Here is a 23953-nt window from a genome sequence, read left to right as displayed (position 1 = left end):
TCACGGGGTTGCCAGAAAAGGTGTTGCGCCCGGAATCAGGATTTGATTCAGCCTGAGCATGTCGCCGCCGCCGCTTCATGTTCTGACCGAGGCGGAGAGGAACGCACTGCTGCCTACACAGCACGAGATGATCGAGCGGATGGCGGCTCGGATTTCGGAACTGGAGGCGCCGGTCGGTAAGCCGCGCAAGACGTGGAAGAACTCACGCGTCCCGCTCTCGAAGGACGATTTCGGCAAGGGTGGCAGTAAGGGCCGCAAGGCGAAGGACGGCAAGCGCCCCTCGCGAGTTGGCAGGCACCGGCCTCTGTCCGAGACACCGGATAAGACCGAGCGGGTCATGGCGACGGCCTGCGGGCATTGCGACAGCGATGTTTCGGGTCAGGTCCAGCGCTGCCGTCATCGCTATGATCACATCGATTTGCCTGCGATCTGGCCGATCGTCACACGCATCGAGTTGTTCGGTGGCCGCTGCCGCGAATATCGCGCCGAGGCGCCTGCCGAGATGGCGCCGGGCACGCTGTTCGGCCCCGGGATCGGCTCGCTGCTCGCATATCTGCATCACAGCCACCATGTAGGCTTTGAACGCTTGGCCCGGTTTGCCGACGAGTTGTTCGGTCTGGTCATCTCCGAAGGGGCAATCGCCAATGTCTTGCGCCGCATGGGCGGCAGTGTACCAAAGCGATCGACAAGTTGCTGACCATGCGGGTGATCGCATCGGACGAGACGACGATCCGCATCAACGGCGTCATCCATTGGCAGCGGGTGTTCCTCTCCGACAAAGCCGTCCCGCACAAGTCGCCCCACGCCGGCACGCAGCGTCGCTGAGTAGGTGCTCGGCGGCCATCAGCCCGATGTGTAGATCTCTGATCGCTATGCCGGTCAACAGGAACTGGGCAAAGCGCACCCGGTGCGCCTCGCCCACGTGTTGCGCGATGTTTAATACGCCATCGACTGCGGCAACGGGGCCTTTGCCCTGAAAGTCCGCGATCACCTGCGTTGGGCCATCCGCATTGGCAAGCGACGGAGCAGCCTGAAAGACACAATGCTGGCCACCTATGCCGCCAAGGCCGACAATGTGCTTACCCGGTTGATGCGCATGCCGATCGTCCATCCGGCCGGACAGGCGCTCCTCAGACAAATCAAAGCGTGGCGAGGGAAGTTCTTCGTCTTCCTCTCCAACCGCGAGGTCCCAGCAACCAACAACATCTCCGAGAGAGAGATCTGCCCATCGGTGGTGTTCGAAAGGTCACCAACGGCTTCCGCTCGGGATGGGATGCACAGATTCATGCGGGCTATCGCTCTGTGACCGGAACGGCCCGTCTCTCCGGACAATCCGCGCTCCGCGCCATCCGCAATCCCGTCGACGGCAATTTCGCTATCGCCTGATCCGCCTCGATCCCGAGCCAACCCCGTGAGCAGTTACCTTGACGCCGCAGAGGGACTGACAACAGTTGCTTGGTCCGCGGCGTTCCTCGTTTTGGAGTGCTTGCCACGCCGGCAGGCTTGTCGATCGGGCTCGATGTGGGGGCCTTTATTGTTGGGGACGCGTGCGCGGCTCGTCAACGGTAGGGAGCAAGAGCTATTAGACCTCTGTGACGCGAGCCCGGCCGATCACCTTGGAAGGCTTGCAGACAACCATGTTCTTCTTGTCCCAGACGTCCAATTCCTCGACAGGGTACAGGACAGCTTTCCCTACCTTGATGAACGCGGGGCCAATCCGCATTCCCCGCCAACTCTCCAACGTGCTGACAGTGACAGCCCCGCGATAGCGTTCGACCACTTCCTCGACAGTCAGATACTTATTGTCGGACATAGGATGCCCCATTGGTTTTTATCCTGAAGACTTCTTTGACTGGACGACTCATGTGGTGACGCTTGGGTCGACAAAGAATGAGGTGATCCGGCTGGCCGCGCAATGGGTGGGGCAATGAAGTGCCGAACCAATCGATAAGCGTATAGAGAGACAAAAAATGGAGCTTCTTGCTTCATTTTGCTCTTCTGGTGCGTGGATTGGTCTCGGAGCCGACCCGGCGCTCCTTGAGGAAGCGCCGTGGTGGTCGACATATGACGGTTGAGATGCGAGACGGGCAGCCGGAGCGGTGGCTTCGCCGGGAACCGGCTGCACGGAACGCGCTCGCGCGTGGAGGAAGCTGGGCGGAATCAGGTCCGATGGGCGCCGGGGCAGCGCCCCGGGACTACTCAGCCGCGCCCAGCGACGCTGTGCGGAACCAGTCGGGATCGTAGCCTCGGTTACCGAGCAGCGTTTTGGCGCGGGCAAGGCGTCGAGCATGAGGGCGGCGCCCTTGTAGTCGCTCACCTGCCCCTCGCTGATCGGCATGATCAGCGGCCTGCCGTTGCCGTCCCATACGGCATGGCGTTTGGAATTCAGGCCGCCTTTTGTGCGTTCGATACGTCTGCGAACAGCCACTTTTTGAGCAGGCTGGCGGCGGTCCGATGCGCCTTCAGGTGCGTCGCATCGATCATCAGCTGGTCGGGCTTGCCGCCCCGCGCCGACAGGGCGGAGAAGATCTTGTTGAGCACGCCAAGCAGGCTCCACCGGACGAAGCGGTTGTAGATCGTCTTCGACGGACCGTAGTCGTCGGGCGCGTCGCGCCATCGCAAGCCGTTCCTGATGACGAAGATCATGCCGCTGATGATCCGCCGGTCGTCTACCCGTGGCACGCCATGCGACAGCGGCAAATATGGCTTGATCCGGCACATCTGCGCCTCCGACAACCGAATCAAATCGCTCATGGCAAGGCCTGCCAACTCCGTCATCGAATCAACCGATCCTCATCTCCGCGAATGATTTGATAGATCCTGAGCCTAGCGTAGAGGCCCCTGAGGTCACCTCATCCGAGATTTGAATTCAAGGCTTCCGCCGGCAGCCCGCAGGTCATGCAATATAGCCGCAAGGTGCCGACCCTCCATCCAAGCTGGACCTTGCGAAATCCCTCGGGCGGGAGAAACTCGCGCATATTTTCGTTGTCGTTCGGCGCAGCAGACTCGGGGGGAGAGGCTATGCAGCCCCGTAGACCACATTTCGGACAGGAAATGACTACCATGATGTCCTATCCATCCTTTTGACTGCGCCGCGCCGAACCCGCTTGTCAGAAGTGGAAGCTCAAACCGCCTGTCACGATCAGCGGATTGATGCGGATGTTGGCCCTCGCCGGCGCGCCCGCCACCGTACCGCGAGCGGTCGTGTTGAGGAAAATCTGCTTTGCATCGACAAAAAGGCTCAAGCGGTTGCTCAGCCAGCTCTCGATGCCACCCTGGAGAACAACCCCTACCGGGCTCTTGACCTTCAGGTTCTGAACCGCCGCATCGTGGTTCTTGAGCACGATCGTATAGTTGATGCCGGAGCCCAGATAAGGCTGGAAATGCTTGCCAAAGTTGGTGATGTGATACTGAACGGCGGCGACGGCCGGACCGTAGGTCACCTTGCCCAGCTTGAGCCCGGCTAAGGGGCCGGTGCCATACAGCGTGGCGGTCGGCGGTGCGCCGACCGTCAGGGATACCGAAACGTTCGGGTTGAAATAATAACCGCCCTCGATCTCGCCGGTGAAATTGTTCTTGACGCGTACGCTTGCTCCGGGGACCTGCTGGCCCCCGACAGAAATCTTGGCGCCCTCATCGTAAATCACTTCGGCCGGCCCGGCGCGGATGAACCAGTGCTTGAACGGTGCCTCTTCCGCAACGGGCGGGGGTGCGGGGGCGTCGGCCGCTCGGGGCGTCGCGTCGGCACCGGGCTCGGGCGTGTCGGCCAGCGCAGGTGCCGTAATGCAAACCGCGCAGATCGCGGCCATGATCCTTGCCTTCATAAATCATCCTCCCATGGCGCAATGTGCTGCGCTCTACTGAATCGTCTTCGGATAAGTGTTCCGGCAACTCAGCGCCGGGCATCCTGGATCGCGCGCAGCCCGATCATGAACAGCGCGATCATCACGAGGACGCCGAACAGATAAGCAGGGGCAAGCGCGAGGAAACTGAAGATATTGGCATCGCCCCATTTGTTGGGGCCAAATGACAGGCCGCGGTTCGGCGCCCAGTTTCCGAAAAAATAGAAACCGGTGTTCGACCAGCCGTCGAGAACGACGATCCAGCCCCAGAGGCGCGCCTGCTTCGGCGTAAAGGAGAGGAGCGGCAGGATGAATGCGACCGCGATCACCATCAACCCGTTCATGACGGGTCCGGTGTGCGCGCGCGCCCAGCCTTCGGCCGAGCCGGGGAGCTGGAATTTCCAGTCGATGCCGGGGAGCGGGAAGATCCCGCCCAGCAGATACATCCACAGGCCGAGGCCTCCGACCAGGGCCATGAAGATCATGAGCACGCCGTTGCCAAGCATGACATTGCGCAATGCAACGCGATGGAATGCATCGTCCTTTTCCGTCGGGGAAGCCGATGCTTGCGAGCGGGACGCCAAAGTTGCCATATTATCCTCTCCTCATTGTTTTCCCGGGTGTTCTTCACCTCAGGCGGCGGCAGCGACCGGAAGCGCGTGGAAGCGTCCGCCGTGAAACAGCAACGGCGGATGGTCCGCAAAATAAACGCCCTGTATGACGCCGAAGAATACGACATGGGTGCCGGCCTGCACCTGATGGTCGACTCGGCATTCGATCGCTGCAAGTGCCGTCTGGAGGATCGGCAGCCCGTGGACATCGCCCGCCGTCCAATCACCATGCTCGAACCGGTCGTCACCCTGCAGGCCGCTCCGGCCCGCGAACACTTCCGCTACCGGCTGATGATGCTGAGCCAGCAGATTGACCGCGAACAGGCCGGTTTCCCTGATCATCTGACACGTTCCGGTCGCGGTGTTCACACAGGCGAGGATGGTAGGCGGCGACGCCGAGACCGAGCAGACGGCAGTTGCGGTCACTCCCCGCCGGTCCCCATCACGCTGGGTGGATACGATGCTCACGCCGGCCGCGAGGCAGGACAGAGCTCTGCGAAATATGTCATCGGTTACGGACATCGGGTGTCTCCCCGGAAGGTGAAGGCCGGCCCGCACCCCAGCGGCCGGCCGACCTTCCTCATTCAGCTGCAACTGTGACTTCTTCGTCGTTCGCCGGCACCGAGAGGCGCTGCTCGATCCAGCGCTGGACGCGCTCGGGGCTCGAGAAACAGTCCCACTGCTTCTCCGGGAAGTTGAAGTTCTCGGTGAACTCGTCGGCGAGCGGCGGGTTCTGGCTAATCGCGCCGATGAACTGCAGAAGCTCAGGCGCAAGCGTGTTGAAGCCACGGAGGATATAGTTGGTCCAGCGGGTGGCGCTGAGCACCCGGTCACCGCGACGTGCGTCGACCTTCTCCATGAAGCGCTCGTCGAACACCTCATTGGCCACGATCTCCTCGCCGAGTATCACGCCGGCATAGGATGCCATGTTCGCGCCCTGGCCCAGGACCGGATCGACCACGGCCTGCACGTCGCCGAGCGCGACCGCGAGCTTGCCGTTCGACAGCCTGGTGTAGCTCGCGCGCACGGTTGGCGTGACACCGCCCTGGAGGATGTCGAGCGGCCCATTGGCAAGATCGAAGGTGTCGAGGTCGATGCGCTCGTAGCAGGTCGGATAGTGCTTCTTCAGCTTTTCGAGAAGAAGCGCGATGAAGGCCTTGGGATCGTCGTCATATTTGGTCTTGGCGAGGATCTCGAGATCGCCGCCGATATGGTTCTCCATGACGAGCGCGCTGACCATGCCGTTGAACGAGAGAGTGGGAATCTCGATCATCTCGCCCTGTCCGGGAGAGAAGAACATCGTCACGGCGCGCGTTTCCGTCTCGCGGATGCCCTTGAAGAGTCCGACGCACAGCGCGCGCTGCGGCCGATCGAATGGCGAATAGGCGGGCTCGTGGGCGAACATCTGGCCGAACGGGCCCTTGCCGGTGCATATGACGATCAGATCGTGCTTTTCGGAGATCTCCGGCAGATCCTCGTGGGCGATCGGCTCATAGACGATGGTCCCGCCGCGCGCTGCGAAATCCTCCATCAAAGCGGGCTGATAGATGCGATAATCGACGGCCCGGCTCGGCTTTTCGAGCTTCCCGTAGAATTCGAGCGGCTGCGGGCCGCCGATATAATAATAATGCCCTGCATAGCCGGCATCGGGCCAATGGTTCACGCCAAGCCGGTCCTCGCGGGACACGGTGACATGGTGGTGAGCCACGGTGTTGAGGAGGCGCATCGACGCATATTCCTCGGGCCGCCGATCGGTGTAGATCGTCGCCTCGACGCCGTTCTCGATAAGGTGGAGGCCAAGATGAAGGCCTGCGGTGCCGGCGCCGACGATGCCGATCGATTTCGTCATATCCTCTTCCTTTCGCGGATGGTCGGGAATTGCTTATTTTGTTTCATCCTATTTACCGACCGAGCGTTCAGGCGTAAATCGCCTGTTCGTGCTAGTATATATTCCATATGGAATAGGTATGACAGACCGCCTCGAAGCCTACGCCGCTTTTTCGAAAATGATGGAGCTCGGCTCCTTTTCCGCGGTCGGGCGGCAGCTTGGCATCGCTCAGTCGACTGTCAGCAAGCATATCGCAGCGCTCGAAAAGGAGTTCGGTATCCAGCTCTTCCATCGAACGACTCGCCAGATTCGGCCGACGGCTGAGGCCGAGCGGATCCATGAACATGTCCACCGCATGCTCGATGCGGCCGAAATGGCCCATGCCGTCGTGCACGGGCAGCAGCCGGAAGCGAGCGGACTTTTGAAGATCGCGGTGCCGCACACGCTGGGGCGGTGTCTCGTGCGGCCGCTGGTCCACACATTCCTCGAGCTCAATCCGCTGGTCTCGGTCGATCTTATCGTGGCAGAGCAGGAGCCGGACCTGGCCGCCGGCGGTTTCGAACTCGCGGTGGTGACGGACGCGCCCTCGGAAGGTCCGCTTATCGTGCGGACAGTCAGGCGCTTCGAATGGCTTGTCGTGGCCTCGCCCGAGTATCTCTCCCGCAACGGTATCCCAGAGACCGCTATCGATCTTGAAGACCATGAAGTGGCGTGCGCGCCGTGGATGGCAGACGGCGTCCTCGCATTCGATTCGGAGAACGGCCGGCAGGCCATCAAGGTCAGTGGACGCTTCATCACCAACAGCGACGACACAGCCTTTGAAGCCGCGATGGGTGGCCATTGCGTCGCGATCGTGCCGGCATGGCTGGCGGTCGAGGGTTTCGAGCGCGGGGCGCTCCAGATTCTGTTGCGGGACTATTTCCTACCGTCGATCGCAGTCAGCATCGTCTACCCCCAATCGCGCTACCCTTCGCGGCGGGCGAGGGCCTTCATCGATTTCGCGGCGGCGCGGATGATGCAGAGCCGTGACCTGCTCGCCCGCATCGACCCTGCGCTTGCGAGGCCGCAGCCACATTTCGTGCGTCCGGACGAGCCGATCCCGATCTGACATCAATTGATTTTGCCGTGACGATGCCATAACGCTTGTGATTAGCCGTCTGACCGTTCATGCTATTAATGTCGTCAGCATGCAAAAAGACGGGAGAGACGCCATGAAGAAGATGCTTGCCCTTTATCGGGCCCCGGAGGACGCCGAGGAGTTCCTGCGGCATTATCGCGAGGTGCATATGCCGCTGGTGCGCGCGTTGCCCGGCCTCGTCGACGTTGCCATTACCCGGATCAGCAGGACGCTGGTCGGAGAAGAGGGTGTCTTCCTCTTGGCGGAAATGAGCTTTGCGGATGACGCCGCATTGGCGGCGGCGCTCAAGAGTCCGGAAAACGCAGCGTGCGGGAAGGACGCCATGGACTTCGCGGGCAAGCTTGTGACCGTGATGACGGGAGAAACCCTCGCGCTCTGACCGGTATCACCGGCAAGATATACAGGAGAGAGATATGGCAACTGCTTCCAATATCGTGACCCCCCTCAACGACGTCACCGCCTTCCTGGGCACCGAGCATGGCCTGTTCATCGACGGGTCCTGGCGCGAAGCGCGCAGTAGCGACCGGATCGACGTCTATAACCCGGCGACAGGCGAGCGGATCGCGTCTGTCGTCAACGCCAACGCTCAGGATGTCGACGACGCGGTGCGCAGCGCCCATGCGGCCTTCGAGAGCGGCGCCTGGTCAGCGCTTGCCCCGGCGGAGCGCGAGCGGCTGCTGTTGAAATTTGCGGATCTGGTCGAACAGAATGCCGAGGCGCTGGCCCAGCTGGAAACCCTCAACCAGGGCAAGTCCATCAACATCTCCCGCTACGTCGATATTGGCGGTGCTCCGTCCTATATGCGCTATATCGCGGGCCTGGCGACCAAGGTGACCGGCGAAACTTTCGATGTCTCGATTGGTGCGATTCCGGGCGGCCGGTACAATGCCTCGACGCGGCGCGAGCCCATCGGCGTGGTCGGCGCGATCTCGCCGTGGAACTTTCCGATGATGATCGGGCTCTGGAAGATCATGCCGGCACTCGCAGCGGGCTGCACGGTCGTCCTCAAGCCATCCGAGCTCACACCCCTGACAAGTATCCGCCTTGTCGAACTCGGCCGGGAAGCAGGCCTGCCCGATGGCGTCCTCAATCTCGTGACCGGCGACGGCCGCGCCGGAAAGGCCCTGGTCGATCATCCTCTCGTGTCGAAGATCAGTTTCACCGGATCGACCGCGACCGGAAAGGCGATCGCACGAAGCGCAGCCGAGCGGATGCTGCGGACCTCGCTCGAGCTCGGTGGAAAGAATCCGGCGATCTTCCTCGCCGACGCGCCGATCGAGAAAGCGGTGCAGGGCGCTATCCTCGGCGGCTTTTTCAACAATGGCCAGGTTTGCGCGGCCTCGTCGCGACTTTATGTGGCACGCGACATATACGAGCCCTTCGTGAAAGCGCTTGCGACCGCGGTCGACGGCATGGCGATCGGGCCGGGACTCGATCCCGCAGCCCAGATCAACCCGGTCGTTTCGGCGGGTCATCGCCAGAAGATCCTGGATCATGTCAGCAAGGCTCGGGAAGATGGCGCCAGGATCGTGGCGGGCGGCGACCGGCCCGATCTGCCAGGCTATTATGTGCGGCCGACCATCGTGGTGGATGCGGGGGCGGATCTTGCCATCTCGCGCCAGGAAGTGTTCGGCCCGCTGGTGACCGTGACGCCCTTCGACAGCGAGGACGAAGCGATCAGGCTCGCCAACGACAGCGACATGGGCCTGGCCGCCTCGCTCTGGACCAACGATCTGAAGAAGACGATGGAGCTCACGTCTCGGATCAAGGCCGGAACGGTGTGGGTGAACTGCCATAATCTGATCGATCCGAACATGCCGTTTGGCGGATTCAAGGAATCCGGCATCGGTAGGGACTTCGGCGTCCGGTCGCTCGATCCCTACACCGAGGTGAAATCGGTCTGCATCGCCTATTAATGGATCGCAGGCCTGCATCGGCTGTCGCTGCGCGGCGGCGACGGTCGATGCCTGTGGCCTGGTTAGCCGAGTATCGCCTTGTCGAGAGGTTCAGCCGTCACCGGATACCCAAGATTTTCCGGAATGCAGAGATGCGGAATGCCTCCACGATCTTCGATCCAGGGGCTCACCATGCCGATCGGACGCTGGGCGGCATCTTCGCAGGCCTCAGCGATGTTTCCGAAATGTGCCAGTCGCTCGACATTGCGGCGGGTCGGGAACATAAGCTTCGTCGTCCCCTGATCCGCGCCGTCGAGCAAAGCCTTCGCACTCGTCCAGAAGACACGCGAAATCTCCGAGCCGTCAGCGATCGGGAGCGGTAGAGCCTCCGGCGCGCGGGCGAGAAAAAAATGCGTGTCGAAGGGACGTTTCTCGAGACCCACCGGGCACCAGCGCGCAAACGGGACGAGGGTTGCGATCGCGAGCCTGACGTTCCGCTCCGCCAGAATGGCAGATAGGGAACGACCGGCGCGAAGCTCCACGCCGATCTCGAACATGGCCTGTTCGCACGGCCTGGGCTCGGCCGCTATCAGGATGCCCGTTTCTTCCGCCGTCTCGCGGATCGCGGCGACCTTCGCGGCGTCGAGCGAGTGATTGGCAGAGGCGTAATCTACCGGCTCGATCCGCCCGCCGGGAAAGGCGACCGCGCCGCCTGCGAAACGCAATCCTGCGGCACGTTCGACCATTAGCAGCTCGGGAGCGGTCGGCCCGTCACGCATGACGATCAGGGTCGCGGCAGCTATCGGTGCTTCGTCCTTCATCGGTCAGAGGCGAGGGAATTCACGCGCTCAGCGCCTGGAGCCTCAGATCGCGAACATGCGACGCCTTGCCGGTGGATCGCGGAATATCTCCGATCCGCCTCAGGTTGATACGCGCCGTGACGCCGATGACATCCTTCACGTAGGATGCAAGCAGCCGGCATTGGGCGGCGCTCGCTTCATGGTCGAGGTCGCCGCGCGGCTCGACTTCGATCAGCACCTCGTCCATTCGCGAAGGCCGGCTGATTTCGATGAGGAAATGGGGCGCCAGACCCGGGCATTTGAGAACCTGTTCTTCGATTTGCGTGGGGAAGACGTTCACGCCACGAATGATCAGCATGTCGTCGCTTCGGCCGACGATCTTGGCGATACGCCGATAGGGAAGCCCCTCGCCCGGCAACAAGCGGGTAAGATCGCGGGTGCGGTAGCGGATGATCGGCAGTGCCTCCTTCGTGAGCGACGTGAAGACGAGCTCGCCTTCCTCGCCGTCTGGAAGCACTTCTCCGGTCTCGGGATCCACGATCTCGGGGAGGAAATGATCTTCCCAGATGGTCGGGCCGGACGTTCCCGCGATCTCCTGGGCAACGCCCGGTCCCATGACTTCGGAAAGGCCGTAGATGTCGCTTGCCCGGATGTCGAACGCCTCCTCGATCTCGCGCCGCATTGCTTCGGTCCAGGGCTCCGCGCCGAAAATCCCATAGCGCAGCGACGTCGCGCGCGGATCGAGGCCCTGCTTGCGATATTCGTCGAGGATACAGAGCATATAGCTCGGCGTGACCATGATGATCTCGGGCTTGAAGTCCTCGATGAGCTGGACCTGTTTTTCGGTCTGGCCCCCGGACATCGGAATGACGGTGCATCCGAGCGCTTCGGCTCCATAGTGGGCGCCCAGACCGCCTGTGAAGAGGCCGTAGCCATAGGCGATATGCGCCTTCATGCCAGGCCGTCCGCCCGCGGCATGGATGCAGCGCGCGATCAGGCTAGACCAGGTCTTGATATCGTTGGCGGTATATCCGACGACGGTGGGGCGACCGGTCGTTCCGGACGAGGCATGCACGCGCGAGACCTGCTCCTGGGGCACCGCGAACATTCCGAACGGGTAGGCCGCCCGCAAGTCCGCCTTGGTCGTGAACGGCAAAAGCGCAATGTCGGCGAGCGACCGGATATCGGCCGGGCTCACGCCCCTCTGCTCGCACTTTGCCCGGAAACTTGCGACGTTGCGATAGGCATGCGCCACCGACCATTGCAGTCGCTCGAGCTGGAGCGCCTCCAGTTCTGCTCGCGTCCTGGGTCCGTAATCCATCTTTCTCTCCCATCCCTCTTTTATAGATCAGAAGGCATTCATCGTGAGCAACTCGTAGGCGGCGACTATATCGTCCGCCGTATCGGTGACGGTCACGGCCCAGCGGACCTCGCCATAGTCGTCGTTGCGCCGGGTCTTCGCTTTCACCGTCAGCGAGACCTTGATCGCCTCTCCCGGGGAGACGGGCTTCACGAAGCGAAGCGAGTCCAGCCCGGTATTGGCCAGCACGGGCCCGGGCGCCGGATCGACGAAGAGGCCCGCGGCGAAAGACAGGAGGAGATAGCCATGCGCCACACGGCCCGGGAAGAACGGGTTCGCCGTGGCCGCCTCTTCATCCATATGGGCGTAGAAGGTGTCGCCCGTGAACGTCGCGAAATGCTCGATATCCTCGAGCGTGATCGTGCGCGACGCGGTGTCGAAGGTCTTGCCGATCGCCAGTTCGTCGAACCGCACGCGGAAGGGATGCTCGCCCTCGCTGGGCTTGGGCGCGCCGGGCAGCCACTGACCGACGATGGCCGAGATCGTTCGCGGGCTGCCCTGCAAGGCGGTGCGTTGCATATAGTGCTTCACGCCACGAACGCCGCCCATCTCCTCGCCGCCGCCGGCACGGCCGGGTCCGCCGTGGATCAGCATCGGCAGCGGCGAGCCGTGACCGGTCGATTCCCTGGCGCAGTCGCGATCGATGAAGATGACGCGGCCGTGATAGGCGCCCGCACCCAGCGTGAATGCACGCGCGATCCCGGGATCATAGGTGAAGACCGACAGCACCAGGCTACCCTTGCCGCGATTGGCGAGCGCGACAGCGTCGTCGAGATCCTTGTAAGGCATCAGCGTGGAGACAGGACCGAACGCCTCGACATCGTGGATGAGGTCGGCACTCCAGGGATCGTCGGCCCGGAAGAGCAGGGGTGAGATGAAGGCGCCGCTCCCGCCCGCATCGCCGGTGACCTCGACGCTGTCGATGGCGCCGAAGGCGAGACGCGCCTCTGTTGCAAGTTCGCGTGCCTTCTCGCGCACATCGTCCAATTGCGAGGCGCTGGCGAGCGCTCCCATCGTTACCCCCTCGATCCGCGGATCGCCGACGACGACCTTGGCGAGTCGGGCCTTGAGCGCCGCCTCGGCATCGTCGAGCAGGGCGGCCGGCACGAAGGCGCGCCGGATCGCGGTGCATTTCTGACCGGCCTTTACGGTCATCTCACGCACGACTTCCTTGATGAAGAGGTCGAACTCGGGGCTATCCGCGGTCGCGTCGGGACCGAGGATCGACGCGTTGAGTGAATCCCGTTCGGCGATGAAGCGGACCGACTCTTGAGCGATCGTGGGATGCGACTGGAGCTTCATCGCGGTCTGGGCCGAGCCGGTGAAGGAGACGACGTCCTGGCAGGTGAGATGTTCGAACAGATCGCCGGTGGAGCCCATGATGAGCTGCAGCGCGCCGCGCGGCAGAACCCCGGCGTCCAGCATGATGCGCACGGCCGCTTCGGCGACATAGCCCGTCGAGGAGGCCGGTTTCACGATGGCCGGAACGCCTGCGAGCAGGGTCGGCCCGAGCTTCTCCAGCATACCCCAGACGGGGAAGTTGAAGGCGTTGATGTGCAAGGCCACGCCCTGGAGCGATGTATAGACGTGCTGGCCGATGAACGTGCCCCGCTTCCCGATCGGCTCCACGGCGCCATCGATCAGGATCGTGTCGTCGGGGAGCTCGCGCCTGCCCTTGGATGACGTCGTAAACAGGGTTCCCGCGCCGCCCTCGATGTCGATCCAGCTGTCGGTGCGCGTCGCGCCTGTCTGGTAGGAGATCTCGTAAAGCTCTTCCTTTCGCTCGATGATCGCCTGCGCGAGCGCCTTGATCATGACGGCGCGCTGGTGGAATGTCATCGCCCTGAGCGCAGGGCCACCGATGTCGCGGCCATGTGCGAGCATCGCCTCGAAATCGAGGCCCTGGCTGCCCGTAAGCGCGACCGTCTCGCCGGTGATCGCGGAACGCACCTCGGACAGGTCTCCTGCCGCCGTCTTCCACTCATCGAGCGCGTAATTCTGCAGGGTGATCGGAAAGTTCGTCATATAATCCTCTTGCTCGAATTCCTGGTTCAGCGTCCCGTGAACTGCGGCTTGCGCTTCGCCATGAAGGCGGCGACGCCTTCGCGATAATCCTCGGAAAAGCCGAGTTCACGCATCGCGTCGCGTTCCAGCTCGAGCTCGGTTTCGATCGGCTGGAGCCAGGACTGGCGGATAAGTCTTTTGGTGGCGGCGAGGCCTCTGGTGGGACCGGCCGCAAAGCGCGTCGCCAGCGCCTCCACTTCGGCGCCCAGGGCTTCGTCATCGACGCATTTCCAGATCATGCCCCAGCGTTCGGCGGTCTCGGCGGGCAGGGGGTCTCCGGTCAGCGCCAGCCCGAGCGCCCGCGCCTGCCCAACGAGCCGCGGCAAGACCCAGGTGCCCCCGGAGTCGGGAATGAGCCCGATATTGGCGAAGGACTGGATGAATTTCGCGCTGCGCGCGGCGATGACGATGTCGCAGGCAAGCGCGATGTTGGCGCCCGCGCCCGCCGCGACGCCGTTGACCGCGCAGATGGTGGGCTTTTCGAGATTGGTGATCCGCCGGATCAGCGGAGCATAGAAGCGTTCGACGGATTCGCCGAGATCCACGGCCTGTTCGCCCGGCGCAACCGCGCGATCGGCGAGATCCTGGCCGGCGCAAAAGCCGCGGCCCGCACCGGTCAGCACGAGCACGCGCGCGCTCTGGTCAGCCGCCGCGATGTCGAGCGCGGCCGCGACCTCCTCGTGCATCTGTGCGGTGAAGCTGTTCAACCGATCCGGCCGGTTCAAGGTGAGCTTCGCCACCCCGTCCGCCAGATCGAAGTCGATGGTCTGGTAACTCATCAACGCCCTTTCCGATTCATCCTCTTTAATAGACTGCCCGGTCGGACTATTATTGGCAAGCGGGAAATTGCTGGTTAGGAAAGTCCCCAAGGAGATTCGGATGAACAGGAAGGTTGCGGTCATCGGCGCGGGCACGATGGGAAGCGGTATAGGCCAGGTAGCCGCGACGGCGGGGCATGAGGTGGTAGTGATTGACCGCGACGCGAGCGCTCTCGATCGCGGTCGGCAGCTCCTCGCAAAGTCGATCGGTGCGCTGGTCGCGCGCTCGCGGCTCGATCGGGACGATGCCGACACCATCGTAGCACGTATTGGCTGGTCGCAGGAGCTGGGCGATGCCGCGGACGCGGGCCTGATCATCGAGGCCGTGCTCGAAGACCTCGATGTCAAGCACAGGCTCTTCGCGGACCTCGGCGCGCTTGCCGCGCGTGACGCCATCGTCGCCAGCAACACCTCCTCGCTCTCGATCTCCGAGATGGCGCGCAGCCTGCGCCATCCCGAGCGTTTCGCTGGCCTTCACTTTTTCAACCCGGTGCCCGCGATGAAGCTCGTCGAGGTGGTCGCGGGGGCAGAGACCAACCCTGTGGTTGTCGAGCAGCTGACCCGCCTCATGGCCGCGTGGGGCAAGCACGCGGTCGCGGTGAAGGATGTGCCCGGCTTCATCGTCAATCGCGTGGCGCGGCCCTTCTATGCCGAGGCCTTCCTGGCACTCGACGAAGGAATTCCAGCCGCGCTGATCGACGACGCGATCAGCAGCGGGGGCGGGTTCCGGATGGGGCCGCTCACGCTCGCGGATATGATCGGCCACGATGTGAACTATGCGGCCGCCCGCTCGGTCTTCGATGGGATTTCCCCGCACGCGCGGTTTCGGCCCCAGCCGGCGCAGGCGCGGCTGCTGGACGAAGGGCGACTAGGCCGCAAGTCGGGCAGGGGGGTCTATGACTATGGAGCCGCCGAGAAAACCGGGCAGGTCGATCAAACGACCGCCAGCCAGCGGCCAGCGCCTCAAATCGCCGTCGCCCAGGACGCGCAGGACTTTCTCTGGCTGAGCGGGAGGCTGTCGACCTCGCCTGCGACAGGAATACCTGCCGGCAGCATTTCGGTTGATGGCGTCATCGTGGCGAAGGGAGACGGCCGCACGCTCGATCAGCGGCGCGAAGTGGACGTCCTCCTCGACCATGTTCATGACCACGCCATATCGCCGGTGCTGATCGCATCGGCGCGCGACGAGCGTTCGGCTGCGGCCGCCGCGGATCTCGCCTTCGCGCTCGATAAGAGGCTTCTTCTCCTTCCCGACCGGCCGGGCCAGATCGTCCTGCGGACCCTGGCGCAGCTCGTCAATGGCGCGGCGGATGCCGTCGAGGATGGCATCGCGCCGGCCAACGCCATCGACGAGGCGATGATCCACGGTGCCAATTATCCGCGCGGGCCATTGGCCTGGGCCCGCGATTTCGGGCCTGCCAGGCTGAAGCAGACACTCCTCCATATCGCTGCCGGCACGGACGATCTTCTTTATTCCCCGTCGCGCGGGCTCGACCGCCTGTGAGCGATGCGCGAGCCAGAGCGATCACCGATCTCCTGCGGACCCGCGAGACGATGGGCGCCGAGTGGGGGATCGAGATCGAGGAGGTGCGGACCGGATATGCCCGCATCGCCGTCACCGTCAACGCCTTCATGCTCAACGGCTATGAAACCGCCCATGGCGGCGCGATCTTCACGCTGGCCGATCAGGCTTTCGCCTATGCCTGCAACTCCCACGATGCCTTCACCGTAGCGCACGCCGCGTCGATCAGCTTCCTCGGCCCCGCCAGACGCGGCGACCGTCTGATCGCGGAAGCGAGCGAAGTCATGCTGTCCGGCCGCAGCGGCGCCTATGCGGTGACGGTGCGCACGAGCGAGGGGCGCGCCGTCGCGTCCTTTCACGGCCTTTCCCGCACCATCGGCGGTGCGATCCTGCCATCGGAGAACCAAGACGATGCCTGACGCTTTCATCTGCGACGCGATTCGCACACCTGTTGGCCGCTATGGCGGCAGCCTTGCCGGCGTGCGCGCCGACGACCTTGCCGCAGTCCCGATCCGGGCCCTTGTCGAGCGCAATCCGAAGGTCGACTGGGCCGCGCTCGACGACGTCATTCTCGGCTGCGCCAACCAGGCAGGCGAAGATAATCGCAATGTCGCCCGCATGGCGGCGCTGCTGGGAGGTTTCGGCGAGCAGGCCCCGGGCACCACCGTCAACCGCCTGTGCGGCTCGGGGATGGACGCGGTCGCAATGGCGGCTCGTGCGATCAAGGCGGGCGAAGCAGAGTTCATCGTCGCAGGTGGGGTGGAGAGCATGACCCGCGCGCCGTTCGTCATGCCCAAAGCCGACGGGCCGTTTTCGCGGTCCAACGCGGTTTACGACACCACCATCGGCTGGCGGTTCGTGAACAAGGCGCTCAAGGCTCAATTCGGTATCGATTCGATGCCGGAGACCGCGGAGAATGTCGCCCAGGATTTCCACGTGACGCGCGAGGATCAGGACCGGTTCGCGGCCGAAAGCCAGCGCCGCGCAGCGTCGGCCCAGGCGTCCGGCCGGTTCGATGCCGAGATCGTTCCCGTCGCGGTCCCGCAAAGGAAAGGCGATCCTCTGCTTGTCACCCGCGACGAGCATCCGCGCGAGACCAGCGTCGAAACGCTCGCCAGGCTGAAACCTATCGTGCGCCCCGACGGAACGGTCACCGCCGGCAATGCATCCGGTGTGAATGATGGAGCGGCCGCCATCATCGTGGCGAGCGAGGCTGCCGCCGCAAAATATGGCCTCACGCCGCGCGCCCGCGTGGTGGGCGGCGCGGTTGCGGGCGTTCCTCCGCGCATCATGGGGATCGGTCCCGCCCCGGCTTCCGAAAAGCTGCTCGCACGGCTCGGCCTTTCGATCGGCGACATGGATCTTGTTGAACTCAACGAAGCCTTCGCCAGCCAGGGCCTGGCCGTGATGCGCCGGCTCGGCCTGCCCGACGATGCGGAGCATGTGAACCCGAATGGTGGTGCGATCGCGCTCGGTCATCCGCTGGGCATGTCGGGCGCGCGCCTCCTGCTGACCGCCACCGAGGAGCTCCAGCGCCGCGGCGCCCGCTATGCGCTGTGCACGATGTGCATCGGCGTCGGGCAGGGCATCGCCACGATCATCGAGCGGGTCTGAGCGCACAAAATTAGTTGACCGTCCGGTCGGTGAATTATATACCGGATTCGTACTGAGAAGGAGCAAGCCGATGTATACCACCGAGCTCAAGGAGCAGGGCGGTAAGGTCGCCCCCGTTTCGATCGTGTCCGAAGACCCGGAACTCGTCGCCGCCTTCGAGGCGCGGGTGGCCGCGGACGAATTCATCGAGCCCAAGGACTGGATGCCCGAGGCTTATCGTCGGACGCTCGTGCGCCAGATCTCGCAGCATGCGCATTCCGAAATTGTCGGCATGCTACCGGAAGGCAACTGGCTGACGCGCGCGCCGTCGCTGCGACGCAAGGCGATCCTGCTGGCCAAGGTGCAGGACGAAGGCGGCCACGGGCTCTATCTTTACTGCGCCGCCGAGACGCTCGGCACGAGCCGAGAGGAGATGATCGAGGCGCTTCATGCGGGCAAGGCCAAGTACAGCACCATCTTCAATTATCCGACGCTGACCTGGGCCGATATCGGCGCCATCGGCTGGCTCGTCGACGGCGCCGCGATCATGAACCAGGTGCCGTTGCAGCGCACGTCTTATGGTCCCTATGCCCGCGCGATGATCCGCGTCTGCAAGGAGGAGAGCTTCCACCAGCGCCAGGGTTACGAGATCATGATGACGCTGGGCGCCGGTACAGCCGAGCAAAAGGCGATGGCACAGGACGCGCTCAACCGCTGGTGGTGGCCCTCGCTGATGATGTTCGGTCCGCCCGACGCGGATTCGCCCAATTCCGCGCAAGGCTTCCGCTGGCGGATCAAGCGCGACAGCAATGACGATCTCCGCCGGAAATTCGTCGATGCGACCGTGCCGCAGGCGGAGTTCCTGGGCCTGACGATCCCCGATCCCGACCTTCGCTGGAATGCTGAGAAGGAAGGCTATGATTTCGGCGAGATCGACTGGGAGGAATTCTATGCCGTGGTTCGCGGCGAGGGACCGACCGCCAGGGAGCGCATGAAAGCCCGACGCGACGCCTGGGAGCAGGGCGCCTGGGTCCGCGAGGCGGCCGACGCCCATGAAGCCAAACGCCGGGCCCGGCTTGCCGCCTGAGACCTGTCGACACCATAAACAAGGACGATTTTGATGAGCCACGATTGGCCGCTCTGGGAGGTCTTCATCCGGTCGAAAGGCGGGTTGAGCCATAAGCATGTCGGGTCGGTGCATGCGCCCGATGGGGAACTTGCCCTGCGTCATGCGCGCGACGTCTATACCCGGCGGCTGGAAGGCGTCAGCCTCTGGGTCGTACAGTCGAGCGATATCGTCGCTTCCGACCCGGACCAGTCCGGCCCGATGTTCGAGCCGGCGGAGACGAAGATCTATCGCCATCCGACCTTCTACGACATCCCAGACGCCGTGGGGCATATGTGATGGCGCCGTCGCTTCCGACCATCCAGCCGGGCGATGTGGCTAATGCCGAAAAGGCGCGGGCGGGCGGCAGCTTCGACGCGGGCGAAGCGGTCGAGCATCATGGGGCGCTCTTCGACTATCTTCTGCGCCTTGGCGATGACAGCCTGATCCTGGGTCAGCGTCTCACCGAATGGTGCGGGCATGCGCCGGCGCTCGAGATCGACCTCAGCCTCGCCAATATCGGTCTCGACCTGATCGGTCAGGCGAGCCTGTTCCTCAACCTGGCGGGCGAGGTGGAGGGAAAGGGCCGCGATGGCGACAGGCTGGCTTTCCATCGGGATGTTCTTGCCTTCCGCAATTGCCTGCTCGTCGAGCAACCGAACGGCGATTTCGCGCAGACCATCGCGCGGCAATTCCTGTTTTCCACCATGCAGCTGTCGCTGTTCGAACGACTGACCGGCTCGTCCGATCACCGGATCGCGGAGATTGCCGCCAAGGCGGTCAAGGAAGTGCGCTACCATGCCGAGCTTGCCTCCGACTGGGTGGTCCGGCTCGGAGACGGTACCGAGGAAAGCCGGCGGCGCATGGTCGACGGCCTGGACTGGTTCTGGCGCTTCGTTGACGAGATGTTCCAGAGCGATGAGATCGAGCAGTCCTTGACCCGCGCGGGTATCGCGGTCGATCGGGCGGAACTTCGCCAGGGTTTCGACGCGACCGTCGGAAACGTGCTGCGCGACGCCACCTTGCCCCTCCCCGAATATCCCCGCGCCCTTACTGGCGGCCGGATCGGCCATCATGGCGAGCATCTCGGCCATCTGCTCGCAACGATGCAGTATCTGCCGCGCACCTACCCTGACGCGGTCTGGTGATCGGCATGGTTTCCGAGGTCCTTGACGATGCCGTTGCCGACCGGATCATGGCGGTTCTCGCTACCGTTCCCGATCCGGAGATACCGGCGGTGTCGGTGACGGACCTGGGCATCGTCCGCGGCGTGCGTTGCGATCCTCCGGTCGTGACCATCACGCCAACCTACACCGGCTGCCCCGCGACGCTGGTCATCGAGGCATCCGTCCGCGCGGCTCTCGACGAAGCCGGCTTTGCCGATGTGGGGATCAAGACGGTCCTTTCGCCGCCATGGACGACCGACTGGATCAGCGACGAGGGACGCGAGAAGCTGCGCGCCTATGGCATCGCACCGCCACCCAAAGGCGCCGGATCGCGATCGCTTCGGGCTGACTCTCCTGCCGAATGTCCCCGCTGCGGATCGCTGCATACGCAGGAGGTCAGCCGTTTCGGATCGACCCCGTGCAAGGCGCTGTGGCGCTGCCTCGACTGCCAAGAACCGTTCGATCGCTTCAAATGTCATTAGGAACGCCAATGTCGACCGCTTTCCATCCGCTCAAGATCCTGGACGTCGCCCACGAAACCGATCAGGCGATCGCGGTGACGCTCGAGCCTGATCCGTCGCTTGCCGAGACCTTTGCCTTTCTTCCGGGACAGCATCTGACTTTCCGCGCGGAAATCGCCGGGCAGGATGTGCGCCGCAACTATTCGATCTGCGCGGCACCGGGCAACGGCCCGCTGCGGGTCGCCATCAAGCAGGTGGAAGGCGGACTTTTCTCCGGCTGGGCGCTTCAATCATTGAAGGCGGGCGATATCATCGAAACGATGGCACCGCGCGGCCATTTCACCTGGAAATTCGAGCCCGAGGCTCGGCATCATTATCTGGCCTTCGCCGCGGGCTCGGGCATCACGCCGGTTCTCTCGCTCATCAGGACGGGCCTGGCGATCGAGCAAGACAGTCGTTTCACGCTGCTCTATGGCAATCGGAGTTCCTCCTCGATCATGTTTCTCGAGGAACTCGCCGCGCTGAAGGACCGCTATCTGGGTCGGCTCCAGATCTATCATTTCCTCACCAGCGAGTTCGACGATATCGAATTGTTCAACGGTCGCCTGGACGAGGCGCGGATCGCCATGGTCCTGGACTCGCTTGTCGACCCGGCCGCGATCGATGTCGCGTTCATCTGCGGTCCGGGTGCCATGATGGACGCCGCCGAGCTGGCGATGCTGGGCGCGGGCCTGTCGCCGGAACATGTCCTGACCGAGCGCTTTTCCACCGGCGAGGAGAGCGAGACGGAACGGCAAGCGGATCGTGAGAGCCGCCGGAAGGCGCAGGGCCTGCGGATGGAAGTTCGTGTCGACGGACGGCGCCGGGCCATCGAATTCGATGCCGAGAAGGGCAATATCCTCGAGAGCGCCCGGGCCTCCGGACTCCCTGCGCCCTATGCGTGCAAGGCGGGCGTGTGCGCGACCTGTCGGGCCAAACTGGTCGCTGGCGAGGTCACCATGAAAAAGAATTACGGATTGAGCCCGCAGGAAGTCGAGCAGGGTTACATCCTGACCTGCCAGTCCATCCCGGCCGGCGAGGGTGTGGTTGTCGACTATGACAGCTGAGGCCCCCATGCTGCTCGCGTCGCGGCCTTCCGATGGCGTGTTGCTGCTGACCCTCAACCGGCCGGCAAGCCGCAACGCTCTCGCGACGCCTCTGCTCGAGATGATCGCCCGCGAGCTGATGGGCGCGGCCGACGATGATACCATTCGCTGTGTCGTCCTTGCCGGAAACGAGAAGGTATTCGCGGCGGGTGCCGATCTTGGGGAACTGGAGCGCTCCGACGGAAAGGAGCCGATCGCCGGGCCGCGCTGGAACGCCTGGGCCTGTATCGCGGGCTTCCCCAAACCGCTGGTGGCGGCGGTCGAGGGCTGGTGCCTCGGCGCGGGCTGCGAACTGATGCTGCGCTGCGACATCGTTGTCGCGGCCGAAAATGCCAGGATCGGCCAGCCCGAAACCAATCTCGGGATCATCCCTGGGGCAGGGGGCACTGCGCTCCTGCCGCGCCTCGTAGGACGGGCCGCCGCCCTGGATATGGTGCTGACGGGCGAGCCGATCCACGCCAGGCGCGCATATGATCTCGGGCTGATCGCGCGGCTGGCCCGGGACGGCGAGGCCTTGTCCGATGCGCTGACCCTTGCAAGCAAGCTCGCCTCGCGCGCACCTCGCGCGCTCAAGGCTGCGAAGGCCAGCATAAGAGACGCCGCGGATCGTTCCTTGAGCGAGCATCTCTGCGCCGAGCGCCAGCGCTTTCTTGCACTGCTCGCCGGTCCGGAGAAAGCCGAGGGCATCGCGGCCTTCCGCGAACGACGCGATCCGGTCTGGCCGGCAATGTCCTGCGGCTGATGGCCAAGGCCCTGGTCCGGTGACGGGGGCCATCGGGCAAGGCGCACATGTGGCCGGTCGATCCCGTCTGGAATGGCTATTGGTCGCTTGCAGCAGCTGCCGTCCTCTCGAGGCCGACCGGCCGGTCAATCATTGCTTGAGAATTTCGGGCCGATCCGGATAATAGGGTCGGTTCTTATACTCTTGTGTGGATTGGACGGATTGATGGCGCGCACCCAGGCCCCGGATTATGAGGAGCGCCGCATAGCGATCGTCGACAAGGCAGCCGAACTCTTTGCTCGGCGCGGCTTCACCGGCGCATCCCTCTCCGATCTCGCCGCAGCGTGCCAGACGTCCAAGTCGCTCATCTACCATTATTTCCCTTCGAAGGAGGATATTCTTTACGAGGTGATGTCTTCGCACATCGATCAGCTCGTGGAGGATACCCATCAGGTGGCCCGGGAAGGCGGGCGAGCCGCCGACCAGTTCAACAGGCTGATCCATGCCTTCCTGCGCCACTATATGGGCGCGGCGAGCCGCCAGAAAGTGCTGTTGAACGAGCTGGCGCATTTGCCAGACGCAATGCGTGAAACGATCGTGAGCAAGCAGCGCCAGGTGGTCGAAGTGACCCAGAAGCTACTCACCGCTCTCACCCCGGGTCTGGCCGGCGACCCGAAACGGGCACGCGTCCAGACCATGCTGCTCTTCGGGATGATCAACTGGACCCACACCTGGTACGATCCTGACGGAGACATAAAGATCGACGAACTGGCGGAAATGGTTCTCGAGCTGATCGGCAAGAAATCCGCGAGCGGCAAACGGGCAGCATAGCAATCTGCTGTCATCCCGTTCGCTATTGTAACGGCACGATGATGCTGAGCGGAGCTCTTTCGCTCACTGACATACGAACTGCCCAGGCTGATGATGCGCGGGGCAGACCCCCGGCATGATCGTGGCCGGTGAGCCGACCACCGGGCATGGGCTGTACGACTAGGCCCGCCACCCTTTTCGCACAGCTTCCATCAAATGCCTGGAGCGGGATGCGTTCTTGGGCCGGTAGCCGATCATGAGCGGGATTGGGGAAGGTCCGTCGACGAGAGGACGCGTGATGACGCGCGGGAGCAGGAGCTGGTCGGCATATTTCGGCAAAAGCGAAAAGCCTCCGACCGTGAGGATGAGCGACAGCGCCGAGGCAATGTTGGCGGCCGTGTGGACCGGGCGCAGCGGCAGGTCCTTGCGCTGCGCCCAGGCGTCGATGGCCACGCGCAGAGCCGGGGCGGACCGACGCCCGACTGACACATAGGTCTGATCGATCAGGTCCTCGAAGACGAGCTCGGGCTTCGCAGCCAGAGCATGGTCGTCGCGCAGAAAGGCGGTGAGGCCGTGATAGCCCGCAATCTCGAAATGGATATCCACCGCGTCTTCGTCCTGACGCATGAAAGCCATATCGATGTTCCCGGCGCGCAACTCCTCGATCAGTCGCGGAGATGAGGCGCTCATCACGCGAATTTCCGCTTCGGGGGAATGCTTCCGGGCAAGTTCGACCACCCTGGGCAGTGTCGACAGTTCAAGCCCGGGGAGGACCCCCAGCCTCAACACAGCCGGAGTATTTCTGGCCGCCGCAGCCGCGTCATCGACTTCTTTCAACACGCGCCGGCTTCGTTCCAGGAACACGAGGCCCGGATCGGTAAGCACCACGCCACGAGACCGTCGTTCGAAGAGCTTCACGCCCAGCTCTTCTTCAAGCTCGAGCAACTGCCGGCTCAGTGACGGCTGCGAGGTATGCAGCCGGGATCGCGCTGCCGTGCTGACGCTTCCGGATTCCGCGACGGCAACGAAGTATCGGATGTGGCGCAGTTCCAACCATGCCTCCTGAGCATAGCT

Annotated in this window: 23 protein-coding genes and 2 pseudogenes; 14 read left to right on the top strand and 11 right to left on the bottom strand. The window is 63.5% G+C overall.

What is annotated here, in order from left to right:
• Window positions 1-58: 58 nt before the first annotated feature.
• Window positions 59-1386, top strand: a pseudogene (locus tag BGP17_RS04335) (IS66 family transposase).
• Between the two features lie 196 nt (window positions 1387-1582).
• On the opposite strand, the gene BGP17_RS04330 reads toward BGP17_RS04335, so the two are convergent.
• The 6 genes and pseudogenes from BGP17_RS04330 to styA form a co-directional block, all read right to left on the bottom strand.
• Window positions 1583-1813 (bottom strand): MerR family transcriptional regulator, encoded by a 231-nt coding sequence (locus BGP17_RS04330; RefSeq protein WP_070156447.1) that lies wholly within the window; start codon window positions 1811-1813, stop codon window positions 1583-1585.
• 409 nt (window positions 1814-2222) lie between these two features.
• Window positions 2223-2754: pseudogene (locus tag BGP17_RS04325) on the bottom strand (IS5 family transposase); the annotation flags it as partial.
• Between the two features lie 356 nt (window positions 2755-3110).
• A complete protein-coding gene (locus BGP17_RS04320; protein ID WP_083276925.1) occupies window positions 3111-3824 on the bottom strand; it encodes an OmpW/AlkL family protein in 714 nt (237 codons plus the stop codon).
• A gap of 68 nt (window positions 3825-3892) precedes the next feature.
• Window positions 3893-4426: a styrene-oxide isomerase StyC gene (gene styC / locus BGP17_RS04315; RefSeq protein ID WP_223806530.1), complete on the bottom strand. Its 534-nt coding sequence runs from the start codon at window positions 4424-4426 to the stop codon at window positions 3893-3895.
• 48 nt (window positions 4427-4474) lie between these two features.
• Window positions 4475-4975 carry a flavin reductase family protein gene (locus BGP17_RS04310; RefSeq protein ID WP_070156439.1) on the bottom strand — a complete coding sequence of 167 codons (501 nt, stop codon included), beginning with the start codon at window positions 4973-4975 and terminating at the stop codon, window positions 4475-4477.
• 58 nt (window positions 4976-5033) lie between these two features.
• Window positions 5034-6302 (bottom strand): styrene monooxygenase subunit StyA, encoded by a 1269-nt coding sequence (styA, locus tag BGP17_RS04305; protein WP_070156438.1) that lies wholly within the window; start codon window positions 6300-6302, stop codon window positions 5034-5036.
• Between the two features lie 118 nt (window positions 6303-6420).
• On the opposite strand from styA, the gene BGP17_RS04300 reads away from it, so the two are divergent.
• From BGP17_RS04300 to BGP17_RS04290, 3 genes are all read left to right on the top strand, one after another.
• On the top strand, window positions 6421-7389 hold the full coding sequence (locus tag BGP17_RS04300) for a LysR family transcriptional regulator (protein ID WP_190287182.1): 969 nt from the start codon (window positions 6421-6423) through the stop codon (window positions 7387-7389).
• Between the two features lie 103 nt (window positions 7390-7492).
• Window positions 7493-7798 (top strand): EthD family reductase, encoded by a 306-nt coding sequence (locus BGP17_RS04295; protein ID WP_070156436.1) that lies wholly within the window; start codon window positions 7493-7495, stop codon window positions 7796-7798.
• A gap of 34 nt (window positions 7799-7832) precedes the next feature.
• On the top strand, window positions 7833-9335 hold the full coding sequence (locus BGP17_RS04290) for an aldehyde dehydrogenase family protein (protein ID WP_070156435.1): 1503 nt from the start codon (window positions 7833-7835) through the stop codon (window positions 9333-9335).
• Window positions 9336-9397: 62 nt separating this feature from the next.
• On the opposite strand, the gene BGP17_RS04285 is transcribed toward BGP17_RS04290, so the two are convergent.
• The 4 genes from BGP17_RS04285 to paaG form a co-directional block, all read right to left on the bottom strand.
• Window positions 9398-10135, bottom strand: a complete 738-nt coding sequence (locus BGP17_RS04285) for an NUDIX hydrolase (protein ID WP_070156434.1) — start codon at window positions 10133-10135, stop codon at window positions 9398-9400.
• A 19-nt stretch (window positions 10136-10154) separates the two neighbouring features.
• Complete coding sequence (locus BGP17_RS04280; RefSeq protein WP_286711119.1) at window positions 10155-11312, bottom strand: AMP-binding protein; 1158 nt, start codon at window positions 11310-11312, stop codon at window positions 10155-10157.
• A gap of 150 nt (window positions 11313-11462) precedes the next feature.
• The gene (paaZ, locus tag BGP17_RS04275) at window positions 11463-13499 is read right to left on the bottom strand and encodes a phenylacetic acid degradation bifunctional protein PaaZ (RefSeq protein ID WP_070156432.1); all 2037 of its coding nucleotides are present in this window, start codon (window positions 13497-13499) and stop codon (window positions 11463-11465) included.
• A 26-nt stretch (window positions 13500-13525) separates the two neighbouring features.
• Window positions 13526-14440 (bottom strand): 2-(1,2-epoxy-1,2-dihydrophenyl)acetyl-CoA isomerase PaaG, encoded by a 915-nt coding sequence (paaG, locus tag BGP17_RS04270; RefSeq protein WP_223806529.1) that lies wholly within the window; start codon window positions 14438-14440, stop codon window positions 13526-13528.
• On the opposite strand from paaG, the gene BGP17_RS04265 reads away from it, so the two are divergent.
• The 10 genes from BGP17_RS04265 to BGP17_RS04220 all read left to right on the top strand — a co-directional run bounded on the left by BGP17_RS04265 (window position 14418) and on the right by BGP17_RS04220 (window position 22900).
• The gene (locus BGP17_RS04265) at window positions 14418-15860 is read left to right on the top strand and encodes a 3-hydroxyacyl-CoA dehydrogenase NAD-binding domain-containing protein (protein ID WP_070156430.1); all 1443 of its coding nucleotides are present in this window, start codon (window positions 14418-14420) and stop codon (window positions 15858-15860) included. The two genes, paaG and BGP17_RS04265, sit on opposite strands and share 23 nt — an antisense overlap.
• On the top strand, window positions 15857-16297 hold the full coding sequence (gene paaI / locus BGP17_RS04260) for a hydroxyphenylacetyl-CoA thioesterase PaaI (protein ID WP_070156429.1): 441 nt from the start codon (window positions 15857-15859) through the stop codon (window positions 16295-16297). Before BGP17_RS04265 ends, paaI begins: the two co-directional genes overlap by 4 nt.
• Entirely contained in the window at window positions 16290-17492 is a 1203-nt protein-coding gene (gene pcaF / locus BGP17_RS04255) for a 3-oxoadipyl-CoA thiolase (RefSeq protein ID WP_070156428.1), read from the top strand. The genes paaI and pcaF overlap by 8 nt, the downstream gene beginning before the upstream one ends.
• 70 nt (window positions 17493-17562) lie before the next feature.
• Entirely contained in the window at window positions 17563-18558 is a 996-nt protein-coding gene (gene paaA, locus BGP17_RS04250; protein ID WP_070156427.1) for a 1,2-phenylacetyl-CoA epoxidase subunit PaaA, read from the top strand.
• Window positions 18559-18591: 33 nt separating this feature from the next.
• Window positions 18592-18876 carry a 1,2-phenylacetyl-CoA epoxidase subunit PaaB gene (gene paaB, locus BGP17_RS04245; RefSeq protein ID WP_070156426.1) on the top strand — a complete coding sequence of 95 codons (285 nt, stop codon included), beginning with the start codon at window positions 18592-18594 and terminating at the stop codon, window positions 18874-18876.
• Window positions 18876-19724, top strand: a complete 849-nt coding sequence (gene paaC, locus BGP17_RS04240; RefSeq protein WP_083276923.1) for a 1,2-phenylacetyl-CoA epoxidase subunit PaaC — start codon at window positions 18876-18878, stop codon at window positions 19722-19724. The genes paaB and paaC overlap by 1 nt, the downstream gene beginning before the upstream one ends.
• 5 nt (window positions 19725-19729) lie before the next feature.
• Window positions 19730-20224, top strand: a complete 495-nt coding sequence (paaD, locus tag BGP17_RS04235) for a 1,2-phenylacetyl-CoA epoxidase subunit PaaD (RefSeq protein ID WP_070156442.1) — start codon at window positions 19730-19732, stop codon at window positions 20222-20224.
• Complete coding sequence (locus BGP17_RS04230) at window positions 20173-21309, top strand: 2Fe-2S iron-sulfur cluster-binding protein (protein WP_286711118.1); 1137 nt, start codon at window positions 20173-20175, stop codon at window positions 21307-21309. The genes paaD and BGP17_RS04230 overlap by 52 nt, the downstream gene beginning before the upstream one ends.
• 7 nt (window positions 21310-21316) lie before the next feature.
• Window positions 21317-22090, top strand: coding sequence for an enoyl-CoA hydratase-related protein (locus tag BGP17_RS04225; protein WP_070156424.1), 774 nt, complete (start codon window positions 21317-21319; stop codon window positions 22088-22090).
• Window positions 22091-22294: 204 nt separating this feature from the next.
• Window positions 22295-22900, top strand: a complete 606-nt coding sequence (locus tag BGP17_RS04220; protein WP_070156423.1) for a TetR/AcrR family transcriptional regulator — start codon at window positions 22295-22297, stop codon at window positions 22898-22900.
• Between the two features lie 159 nt (window positions 22901-23059).
• Here the strand turns inward: BGP17_RS04220 and BGP17_RS04215 are convergent, their stop codons facing one another.
• The gene (locus tag BGP17_RS04215; protein WP_070156422.1) at window positions 23060-23932 is read right to left on the bottom strand and encodes a LysR substrate-binding domain-containing protein; all 873 of its coding nucleotides are present in this window, start codon (window positions 23930-23932) and stop codon (window positions 23060-23062) included.
• Window positions 23933-23953: the final 21 nt, after the last annotated feature.

Source organism: Sphingomonas sp. 67-41 (assembly GCF_001899725.1).
GTDB lineage: Bacteria > Pseudomonadota > Alphaproteobacteria > Sphingomonadales > Sphingomonadaceae > Sphingomonas > Sphingomonas leidyi.
This window is presented reverse-complemented; position numbering and strand designations above follow the sequence as displayed.

Coding starts and splice junctions, on each gene's coding strand:
- BGP17_RS04330 (WP_070156447.1), bottom strand. CDS start 1,813: ATGTCCGACAATAAGTATCTGACTGTCGAGGAAGTGGTCGAACGCTAT.
- BGP17_RS04320 (WP_083276925.1), bottom strand. CDS start 3,824: ATGAAGGCAAGGATCATGGCCGCGATCTGCGCGGTTTGCATTACGGCA.
- BGP17_RS04310 (WP_070156439.1), bottom strand. CDS start 4,975: ATGTCCGTAACCGATGACATATTTCGCAGAGCTCTGTCCTGCCTCGCG.
- styA (WP_070156438.1), bottom strand. CDS start 6,302: ATGACGAAATCGATCGGCATCGTCGGCGCCGGCACCGCAGGCCTTCAT.
- BGP17_RS04300 (WP_190287182.1), top strand. CDS start 6,421: ATGACAGACCGCCTCGAAGCCTACGCCGCTTTTTCGAAAATGATGGAG.
- BGP17_RS04295 (WP_070156436.1), top strand. CDS start 7,493: ATGAAGAAGATGCTTGCCCTTTATCGGGCCCCGGAGGACGCCGAGGAG.
- BGP17_RS04290 (WP_070156435.1), top strand. CDS start 7,833: ATGGCAACTGCTTCCAATATCGTGACCCCCCTCAACGACGTCACCGCC.
- BGP17_RS04285 (WP_070156434.1), bottom strand. CDS start 10,135: ATGAAGGACGAAGCACCGATAGCTGCCGCGACCCTGATCGTCATGCGT.
- paaZ (WP_070156432.1), bottom strand. CDS start 13,499: ATGACGAACTTTCCGATCACCCTGCAGAATTACGCGCTCGATGAGTGG.
- BGP17_RS04265 (WP_070156430.1), top strand. CDS start 14,418: ATGAACAGGAAGGTTGCGGTCATCGGCGCGGGCACGATGGGAAGCGGT.
- paaG (WP_223806529.1), bottom strand. CDS start 14,440: ATGACCGCAACCTTCCTGTTCATCCGAATCTCCTTGGGGACTTTCCTA.
- pcaF (WP_070156428.1), top strand. CDS start 16,290: ATGCCTGACGCTTTCATCTGCGACGCGATTCGCACACCTGTTGGCCGC.
- paaA (WP_070156427.1), top strand. CDS start 17,563: ATGTATACCACCGAGCTCAAGGAGCAGGGCGGTAAGGTCGCCCCCGTT.
- paaB (WP_070156426.1), top strand. CDS start 18,592: ATGAGCCACGATTGGCCGCTCTGGGAGGTCTTCATCCGGTCGAAAGGC.
- paaC (WP_083276923.1), top strand. CDS start 18,876: ATGGCGCCGTCGCTTCCGACCATCCAGCCGGGCGATGTGGCTAATGCC.
- paaD (WP_070156442.1), top strand. CDS start 19,730: ATGGTTTCCGAGGTCCTTGACGATGCCGTTGCCGACCGGATCATGGCG.
- BGP17_RS04225 (WP_070156424.1), top strand. CDS start 21,317: ATGCTGCTCGCGTCGCGGCCTTCCGATGGCGTGTTGCTGCTGACCCTC.
- BGP17_RS04220 (WP_070156423.1), top strand. CDS start 22,295: ATGGCGCGCACCCAGGCCCCGGATTATGAGGAGCGCCGCATAGCGATC.